The organism is Streptomyces sp. UNOB3_S3 (assembly GCF_020740895.1).
Classification (GTDB): domain Bacteria; phylum Actinomycetota; class Actinomycetes; order Streptomycetales; family Streptomycetaceae; genus Streptomyces.
Map to the genome: position 1 here is coordinate 1 of NZ_JAILXP010000295.1, position 9,053 is coordinate 9,053.

General features: G+C 72.0%; 7 protein-coding genes and 1 pseudogene. 4 read left to right on the forward strand and 4 right to left on the reverse strand.

Annotation, left to right across the window (positions count from 1 at the left end; all coding sequences use genetic code 11):
* Positions 1-942: serine/threonine-protein kinase (locus K6I33_RS26235; RefSeq protein WP_229357006.1), on the reverse strand; the 942-nt coding region annotated here is incomplete at its 3' end.
* 164 nt (positions 943-1,106) lie between these two features.
* Between K6I33_RS26235 and K6I33_RS26240 the strand changes: the two genes are divergently transcribed.
* On the forward strand, positions 1,107-2,441 hold the full coding sequence (locus K6I33_RS26240) for an alpha/beta hydrolase-fold protein (RefSeq protein ID WP_308297312.1): 1,335 nt from the start codon (positions 1,107-1,109) through the stop codon (positions 2,439-2,441).
* Positions 2,442-2,538: 97 nt separating this feature from the next.
* Here K6I33_RS26240 and K6I33_RS26245 read toward each other — a convergent pair whose 3' ends face one another.
* Entirely contained in the window at positions 2,539-3,429 is an 891-nt protein-coding gene (locus K6I33_RS26245; protein WP_229357007.1) for a menaquinone biosynthetic enzyme MqnA/MqnD family protein, read from the reverse strand.
* Positions 3,430-3,711: 282 nt separating this feature from the next.
* On the opposite strand from K6I33_RS26245, the gene K6I33_RS26250 reads away from it, so the two are divergent.
* Entirely contained in the window at positions 3,712-3,915 is a 204-nt protein-coding gene (locus K6I33_RS26250; RefSeq protein ID WP_030067036.1) for a cold-shock protein, read from the forward strand.
* A gap of 138 nt (positions 3,916-4,053) precedes the next feature.
* Here K6I33_RS26250 and K6I33_RS26255 read toward each other — a convergent pair whose 3' ends face one another.
* A complete protein-coding gene (locus K6I33_RS26255) occupies positions 4,054-5,895 on the reverse strand; it encodes a long-chain fatty acid--CoA ligase (RefSeq protein WP_229357008.1) in 1,842 nt (613 codons plus the stop codon).
* Positions 5,896-6,053: 158 nt separating this feature from the next.
* Here K6I33_RS26255 and K6I33_RS26260 point away from each other — a divergent pair, with 158 nt between their 5' ends.
* Positions 6,054-7,097: an AraC family transcriptional regulator gene (locus K6I33_RS26260; protein WP_229357009.1), complete on the forward strand. Its 1,044-nt coding sequence runs from the start codon at positions 6,054-6,056 to the stop codon at positions 7,095-7,097.
* 134 nt (positions 7,098-7,231) lie between these two features.
* Complete coding sequence (locus K6I33_RS26265) at positions 7,232-8,386, forward strand: lipase family protein (RefSeq protein WP_229357010.1); 1,155 nt, start codon at positions 7,232-7,234, stop codon at positions 8,384-8,386.
* A gap of 42 nt (positions 8,387-8,428) precedes the next feature.
* On the opposite strand, the pseudogene K6I33_RS26270 reads toward K6I33_RS26265, so the two are convergent.
* Positions 8,429-9,053, reverse strand: a pseudogene (locus K6I33_RS26270) (AMP-binding protein); the annotation flags it as partial.

The following is a 9,053-nucleotide window of genomic DNA, read 5'->3' on the forward strand; positions in this document are numbered from 1 at the left end:
GGCGTGGGGGGAGGGGGCGTTTCCTCCGGGGGCGGCACCATCCGCCTCCAGGTCCAGCAGCTCCACCGCCTGCCTGCTCACCCTCTCCACCAGTGGGCCCGGGAGCCAGCCCGGCTGGACGAGGGCGGAGGCGCCGGGCGGGCCGGCGAGGCGGCGGGCCAGTTCCCCGGGCCGTGGCCGGGCCGCCGGGTCCTTGGCGAGGCAGGCCGTCACCAGTTCCCGCAGCCCGCCCGTCAGGGCCGGGCCCAGCACCGGCTCCTCGTGGACGACCTTGTAGAGGAGGGCGGCCGAGCTGTCGCCGGTGAAGGGCGGCTCGCCCGTCGCGGCGTAGGTGAGGACCGCGCCCAGGGAGAAGACGTCCGCCGCGCCCGTGACGTCCTTGCCCACGATCTGCTCGGGGGCCATATAGCCGGGCGAGCCGATGGAGACGCCGGTCGCGGTCAGGGACGCGGTGCCGTCCGTGGCGCGGGCGATGCCGAAGTCGATGAGGCGGGGGCCGTCGAGGGCGAGCAGCACGTTGGAGGGCTTGACGTCCCGGTGGACCAGGCCCAGCCCGTGCACGGCCGCCAGCGCCTCCGCCAGGCCCGCCCCGATCGCCCGGACCGCCGGTTCCGGCAGCGGGCCCACCGCGGCGACGGCCTCGGTCAGCGAGGGTCCGGCGACATAGCCGGTGGCCACCCACGGAACGGCGGCGTCCGGATCGGCGTCGAGCACGGGCGCGGTCCACGCGCCACCGACTTTCCGGGCGGATTCCACTTCTCGCCGGAAACGCGCCCGGAATTGTGTGTCCAGGGCGAAATGCGGGTGCACGGCCTTGACGGCGACGGTGCGGCCGCCGGCGCTACGGCCCAGGTACACCCGGCCCATACCGCCCGCCCCGATCCGTCCCAGCAACCGGTACGCGCCTATGACCTGCGGGTCTTCCTCGGACAGCCGTTGCATCGGGACGTTTGCCTCCCCCTTGAGCGGGCCCGGCGGCCCCGATTTTCAGCCTATGACTCAATTCACGAGGCGTCCGAGGAACCCCGGACCCTGGTTTGCCCATCAACTAGGACGGAACAAACCGTCATGTCCTTCGGGGCAGCAGCATCATCCGGAGCGACGCGATGGCGCACTCACCCAACGGGGGCTACCGGCCCAACGGGGGATACCAGCAACAGGGCGGCGGCTACCCGCAGGGTGGTGGCTACGGCCCGCAGGGTGGTGGCTACCCGCAGCAGGGTGGCGGCTACCGTCAGCAGGGCGGCCCGGGCACCTACCCGCCGGCCGGCGGCTACGGCCCCCCGAACGGCCATGACGGCCGGGACGACCAGTACGGCGACCAGTACGGCGGTCAGCACGACGACCAGTACGACGGTTCGTACCAGTCGCAGGGCCGGCAGCGCGCGGGGCGCGCCAAGTTCTGGACGATCATCGTGGCGTCCATAGCCATAGTCGGTCTGATCACAGGTGGTGTGCTGAAGTACCTGGAGATCGGCCCGTTCTCCAAGAAGGGCGACCCGGTCAGCTTCGGCCAGGGCGCCGACAAGAACGGCGGCCAGGCCGGTGGCACCAGCGGCGACTCCGGTGACTCCAAGACGCTGATGCCGACGGGCCCGCAGGCGCAGTTCAAGAACGCGAACTCGCTCAGCGACGGCACCGAGATCGGCGTCGTGACCATCACGGGCAAGAAGTCCGGCTTCACGGGCAAGGTCTGGGTCTGGGCGCCCAAGCAGTACAAGGACCCCAAGTACGCCAAGAGCGGCTTCCCGGTCCTGATCGCGCTGCCCGGTGGCCCCGGCTACCCGAACAACTACTGGATGGGCACCGACCTCGGCCTGGAGTCCTCCATCGCCAAGTGGGCGGACGAGGGCAAGAGCAAGCCGTTCCTGCTGGCCATGCCCATCCTCAACCCGAACGACAAGAACTACTACGACGGCAGTGACATCCCCGGCCAGGCCAAGATGGGCACCTGGCTCACCGAGGACGTCCCGGACCTCATGAAGCAGAACTTCCGCACGCTGAAGTCGCGTGACGGCTGGGCGTTCATGGGCTCCTCCTCCGGTGGCTTCGCCGGCTTCAAGGCCGTCATGAAGCACCCGGACAAGTTCAAGGCCGTCATCGCCTCCGGCCCGGACATCGTCCCGGACTCCCCGCTGTGGAAGGGCTACGACGCCGAGAAGCGCGAGAACAACCCCGAGGTGCTCTCCCAGCGGCTGATCGACACCAAGTCCAAGAACGACGTCTACATCGCGTTCCAGTACGGAACGCTGGAAGCCGCGATCACACGGCAGGGCGTCGACAAGTACATCGCCACCTACGGCAACAAGGGCCCCATCCACACCCACCTAGAGGTCATCCAAGGCGGCAAGCACGACGCCAAGACCTATGTGAAGGGCATGGGGAACAGCAGCATCCAGTGGATCAGTGAGCAGATGGAGGGGCCGACGCCCTCCTCCTGAGCCCTGCCCGTCCTGAGTCCTGCCCGTCGCCGGGCCCCGGTGGTTCCACGGGACCCGGCGGCAGGAGTCGTGAAGCCCTGATCCCTCTCCGGAGGGGTCAGGGCTTCAGCAGTTCCACCCGGACGTCGGCGGGGAAGCCGGTCGTCGGGCCGGTGCGGCGGGCGAACTCCGACACGCCGGCCAGCTGGGCCGGGCCGAAGCGGAAGTCCAGCGTGGTGAAGTAGCGCTCCAGCAGCGCGGCGTCGAAGGACTCCCAGCGGGCGGCCTGCTCGGCGACCTTGCCGACCTCCTCCAGGGAGAGGTCGCGGGAGGCCAGGAAGGCCTGGTGCACCTGGGCGGTGAGCTCCGGCTCCCGGGCCAGGTAGTCCTTGCGGGCGGCCCAGACGGCGAAGACGAACGGCAGGCCCGTCCACTCCTTCCACATCGACCCCAGGTCGTGGACCTCCAGCCCCAGCTTCGGCGCGTCGTGGAGCGAGGCCCGCAGGGCGGCGTCGCCGATCAGGACGGCCGCGTCCGCCTCCTGCATCATCGCGCCGAGGTCCGGCGGGCAGGTGTAGTACTCCGGCGACACGCCGTAGCGCTCGGCGAGCAGCAGCTGGGCGAGCCGGACGGAGGTGCGCGAGGTGGAGCCGAGGGCGACCCGGGCCCCGTCCAGCCGGTCCAGCGGCAGCTGGGAGACGATGACGCAGGACATGACCGGGCCGTCGCAGCCCACCGCGATGTCGGGCAGCGCGACCAGCTGGTCGGCGTTTCTCAGGAACTCGACGAGCGTGACCGGCGCGATGTCCAGCTCCCCGGCGATCAGCTGCTCGCTGAGCTTGTCGGGGGTGTCCTTGGTCAGGTCCAGGTCCAGCAGCGTGCCCGTGCGGGCGAGGCCCCAGTAGAGGGGCAGGCAGTTGAGGAACTGGATGTGGCCGACGCGCGGACGGCTGCGCGGCCGCTCCGGCGCGACGACGGTGGTCGCTACATCTGAGGCTGAATTGTCCACATCCGGAGGCTAGCCCCGGCTCCCCGGGACCGCCGGGCCGGGGTGCCGCTACAGGTGCCTGACAGGCGATCTTTTCCGCCGGGAAGGGCCGGAAAACCCTCCCTGGGCGTGATCTTCAACTCCTTCCCCGGAACAACGTCGCGTGCTAGGCTCGCCGCAAGTTGCAGTTTGGTTTCCCTTGCAGTACAGAGCCTGCGGAGCATGTGACCCCGCAGGCTTTTGTAGTTTTCAGACTTCTCGCAGGTTCTGGAGCAGGGCAACCCTTTGGCCCAAGGAGGGCTTATGGCTACCGGAACCGTGAAGTGGTTCAACGCTGAAAAGGGCTTTGGCTTCATCGCCCAGGACGGCGGGGGCCCCGACGTCTTTGTCCACTACTCCGCGATCAACGCCGCTGGCTTCCGCTCCCTCGAGGAGAACCAGCAGGTCACCTTCGACGTCACCCAGGGTCCGAAGGGCCCGCAGGCGGAGAACGTCACCCCGGCGTGATTTCCCGATCCCCGGTTCTCCGGGGATCACCCAAGGAGCCCTGCCTTCCGCTTCGGCGGAGGGCGGGGCTCCTGCCTTTTCAGGCGTTCACAAAGTTTTTATACGGCCACTTCGAAGCGGCTTCCGGCAACAAAGCGTTCACTCACTCGTGCCACTTATTTCACTTTCGCACCCACCTTCACACCCGTCTTCGTACCCACCTTCGTACAAGGCCTCGATTTCCCCGGCATAGCGCTCCGTGACCGCCGTCCGGCGGAGTTTCAAGGTCGGCGTCAGGGTGCCGTTCTCCACGCCGAAGTCCCCGTCCAGGACGGTGAACGCCCGTATCCGGGCGGGCCGCGCCATCCGCTCGTTGGCCGCCGCCACCGCCTCCTCGCACAGCCGCCGCACCGCCGGATGCCGGGCGGGCCCTCCGGCATCGAAAACCACCCCCTCGGCAGCGGCCCACGCCGTGATCTCCGCTGTGTCGAGGGTGAGCAGCGCCACCGGGTACGGCCGGCGGTCGCCGATCATCACCGCGCGGGAGATCCAGCGGGACTGCTGGACGGCGAACTCCCACAGCGAGGGGGTCAGGTTCTTGCCGCTGGACGTGATGATCAGGTCCTTCTTGCGGCCGGTGATCCGGAGGTAGCCCTCCGCGTCGAGGGAGCCGATGTCGCCGGTGCGCAGCCAGCCGTCCGCGCCGAGGGCCCCGGCGGTGGCGGCCGGATTGCCGTGGTAGCCGGCGAAGACGCCGGGGCCCCGGGCCAGGACCTCGCCGTCCTCCGCGATCCGCAGCTCGCAGCCGGGAATGGCCCGCCCGACCGTGCCGGGGCGCACGGCCCCCGGGTGGTTGACGGTGATCACCCCGGAGGCCTCGGTCATGCCGTAGCCCTCGTAGACGGCGATGCCACAGGCGCGCAGGAAGTCCAGCGTCTGCGGCGCGATGGGCGCGGCCCCCGTCAGAGCCCAGCGCAGCCGGCCGCCGAAGACCGCGCGCAGGGGGGCGAAGACGCTCTTCTCGGCCGCCTCCCAGGCGGCGCGCAGCGCCCCGTCCGGCTCCTCGCCCCGCTCGCGGAGCCCGGCCACCTCCAGGCCCACGCGGACGGCCGTCTCCAGGCGGTCCCGGCCCCCGGGGCCGCGTGCCTCGGCGAGGGAGACGGCGCCGGCGTGCACCTTCTCGAACAGCCGGGGCACGGAGGGCAGGTGGGTGGGCCGGACCTCGGCGAGCTCGGCGACGACGTTCTCGACCCGGCCGCCGAAGTAGCAGAGCGCGCCGCCCCGGCGGAGCGAGGTCAGCTGGATGAGCTGGCCGAGGATGTGGGCGAGCGGCAGATAGAGGTAGGTGGTGTCGCCGGGGCCGCCGCCGGTGAGGTCGACGGTGGCGTCCTGGTTGGAGACGAGATTGGCGTGGGTGAGGCGGCAGCCCTTGGGGAGGCCGGTGGTGCCGGAGGTGTAGACGATGGTGCACAGGTCGTCGCCCTTGCGCGCGGCGGCGCGGGCGAGGAGCTCGGCCAGGGGCGCGGCGGTGGGCAGCGCGGTGAGGAGGTGGGTGCCGGCGGGGAGGGCGGCGGGGTCGCCGTCCAGCAGCACCAGGTGCCGCAGCCCGGGCAGTCCGTCGCGGACGGCCGTCACACGGGCCGCCTGGGCGGCGTTCTCGCAGATGACGACGGAGGCGCCGGAGTCGCCCAGCACCCAGGCCAGCTCCTCCCGCCCGGCCGTGGGGTAGACGGGCACGACGACCGCGCCGGCGGCCAGCGCGGCGAACTGGGCGTGGGTCCACTCCGGGCGGGTCTCCGCCAGGATCGCCACCCGGTCGTCCGGGCGCACCCCGAGCCCGATCAGGCCCCGGCCGAGGGTGCGCACGGTCTCGCGCAGCCGGTCATAGCCAGTCTCCGCCCAGCCGTCGCCGTGGCGGAAGCGCAACGCGGGCAGTCCCCCGTACCGCTCCGCCGCCCATTCGGTGAACTCGGCGAAAGTGTCGGGACGTTGCTGCGGCATGGGACCTCCCGGACAGGCATACGAGTGAGGAACGTGCGAACAGAAGCCTGCGTACCGATGTACCCAATCGGCATCGTCCACCCCACCCGCCCCCGCCGGGATGGCCGGAATCCTCGGCCCCGCTGACCCGGGCGTTCAACGGGGTTACCGTGCGGTGCATGAGCAGCCGGACGATCACCGTGCACCAGGTGCGGGCCGCGCTCGGCGGGGCGCGGCGGCTGGGTCTCGACAGCGTGCCGCTGCTCCAGCGGGCCGGGATCCCGCCGCTGCTGCTGGGCGACGACCGGGCGCGGGTGACCGCCGAGCAGTTCGCGCTGCTGGTCCGCGCGGTGCAGCGGGCCACGGGCGACGAGTTCATGGGGCTGGGCACGACGCCCAGCAGACCGGGGACCTTCGCCATGATGTGCTACGCCAGCATCGGCTGCCGGGACCTGGGCACGGCGCTGGAACGGGCCGTGCGGTTCTACGGGCTCTTCCCCGGCGGCCCGGACCTCGCGCTCGAACGGGGCGGGGAGGAAGCGGAGTTCGCCGTCCGCAACGATCTCCGCGACCACGCCGAGGGACGGTTCCTGGCCGAATGCGTGCTGGTGATCTGGCACCGGCTGGCGAGCTGGCTGGTCGGGCGGTGGATCCCCCTGCGCCGGGTGCGCTTCGACTGCCCGCCGCCGCCCCACGCGGTCGAGTACGGGCCGCTGTTCGACTGCCCGGTGGGGTTCGGGCCGGGCCGGACGTTCCGGGCGGGCGCCCGGTTCGACGCCGGGTGGCTGACGGCACCGCCGGTACGGGACGAGGCGGCGCTGGAGGAGCTGCTGCGCCGGGCGCCCGGCGCGCTCATCGGCCGCCACGAGTACGGCACGACCGTGGCCGAGCAGGTGCGGCGGACGTTCGTGCGCGCCCTGCGCGAGGGCCGCCCGGCGCGAGGCCGTCCGGCCCGGCTGCCGGAGCTCGACCGGCTGGCCGCCCGGCTGGCGGTCAGCCCGGCGACACTGCGGCGCAGGCTGCGGGAGGAGGGCACCTCGTACCGGCGGCTGAAGGACCAGGTGCGGCGGGAGGCGGCGCTGGCCGGGCTGGCGGGCGGCCGGGAGCCGATCGTCGAGCTGGCGGCCCGGCTGGGGTTCTCGGAGGACGCCGCCTTCCACCGGGCGTTCCGCCGCTGGACGGGGACGACGCCGGGGGCGTACCGGCGCGGCCAGGAAAGCTGAGCGTTCCGGTCAGCCCCGCCTTACCGGCGGGTCACTACGGTCACCAACCGTCAGTCGTCTCAGGACGGTTGGTCGACGACATCCGGTCACGACGTCCAGTCACGACAGTTGATCACGACAGTGGGGAGAGCCGCATGCACCTGCGCAGAACGGCCCTCGCGGCGGTCGCCGCGCTGGCCCTCACGTTCGGCCTGCCGGGCGGCGCCTCGGCCGCCGGCGGTACGGACACGGGGTCCCCGGGCGACATCGTCAGCGCCGCCCCGACCTCCTTCCACCCGCTCCCGGGCCAGCCCACGAACACCCGGGCGTGGCACGTCACTTACCGCTCCACCACGGCCAAGGGCACCCCCAACGTCGTCTCCGGCACCGTGATCGTCCCGCAGGACGGCCGCACCGGGCCCCGCCCGCTGATCACATACGCCGTGGGCACCGTGGGGATCGCCGACCAGTGCGCCCCCTCGGCGGGCTTCCCCCGCGGCACGACCCTGGAGGCCAACCTCATCCAGCTGCTCACCGCCCGCGGCTGGGCCGTCGCCGTCACCGACTACGAGGGCCTGGGCACCCCCGGCGACCACACCTACACCGTCGGGCGCGCCGAGGGCCACGCCGTCCTCGACGCCGCGCGCGCCGCGCTGCGGCTGCCGCAGGCGGGACTGGGCCCGGACACGCCCGTCGGCATCATGGGCTACTCCCAGGGCGGCCAGGCGAGCGGTTGGGCGGCGGAGCTCCACGACTCGTACGCGCCCGAACTCGATGTGCGGGGCACGGCGACGGGCGGCGTGCCCGCCGATCTGCTGAAGACCGCCGACTTCAACAACGGAAACGTCGGGGCCGGCCTCATCCTGATGGCCGCGGTCGGCCAGAACGCGGCCTTCCCCGAGCTGGGACTCGACGGGTACCTCAACGACCAGGGGCGTTCGTACGTCGACTTCCTGAAGAAGCACTGCGTGGTGATCGACGTCGCGGCGGGGCTCTTCAAACGGATCGGGGACGTGACGGTCAGGAATCCGCTGCACGAGGCGGACTGGCAGCGGGTGCTGCGGGCCTCGGCGCTGGGCACCCACGCGCCCGATCACCCCGTGTACCTCTACCACGGGGTGATCGACGAGCTGATCCCCTATGAGGTGGGGCGGGGCTTGCGGGCGGACTGGTGCGCCCGGGGCGCGAACGTACGGTGGAAGTCGCTGCCGTTGGCCGAGCATGTGACGGGTGTGATCGCGGAGTCGATCCCCGCCGCGAACTGGCTGGCGGACCGGTTCGCGGGACGGCCGGCGCGGGGCAACTGCTAGGGGTGTGCCCCCGGCCCCGGCCCGCCGGGGTCGGGGGCACCCTCAGCGGTCGTACAAGCTCGCGATCTCCTCCTCGAAGTCCCGTGCGATCACTTCCCTCCTGAGCTTGAGCGACGGCGTCAGGTGCCCGGAGTCCACCGAGAACTCCACCGGCAGCGCCGCGAACCGCCGGATCGACTCCGCCCGTGACACATACGCGTTCGCCTCCTCCACCGCCTCCCCCAGCTCCGCCCGCAGCGCCTCGTCGTGGACGAGCTCGTGCACCGGCACGTCGTCCAGGCCCCGCATGCGGGCCCAGTGGTCGAGGCCGTCGCGGTCGAGGGTGAGCAGCGCCGTGACGTAGGGGCGGTCGTCGCCGATGACGATGCACTGGTCGACCAGGGGGTGGGCGCGGACGCGGTCCTCCAGGGGGGCCGGGGCGACATTCTTGCCGCCGGACGTGACGATGAGCTCCTTCTTCCGGCCGGTGATCGTGAGGTAGCCCTCGGGGTCCAGCGCGCCCAGGTCGCCGGTGGCGAACCATTCGTCCGCCCCGGCCGCCGGGACCGCCTCCGCCTTCTCCGCGTCCCAGTAGCCGGCGAAGACGTGGGCGCCGCGCAGCAGGATCTCGCCGTCGGCGGCGATGCGGACGCCGCCGCCGGGCAGGGGCCAGCCGACGGTGCCGGGG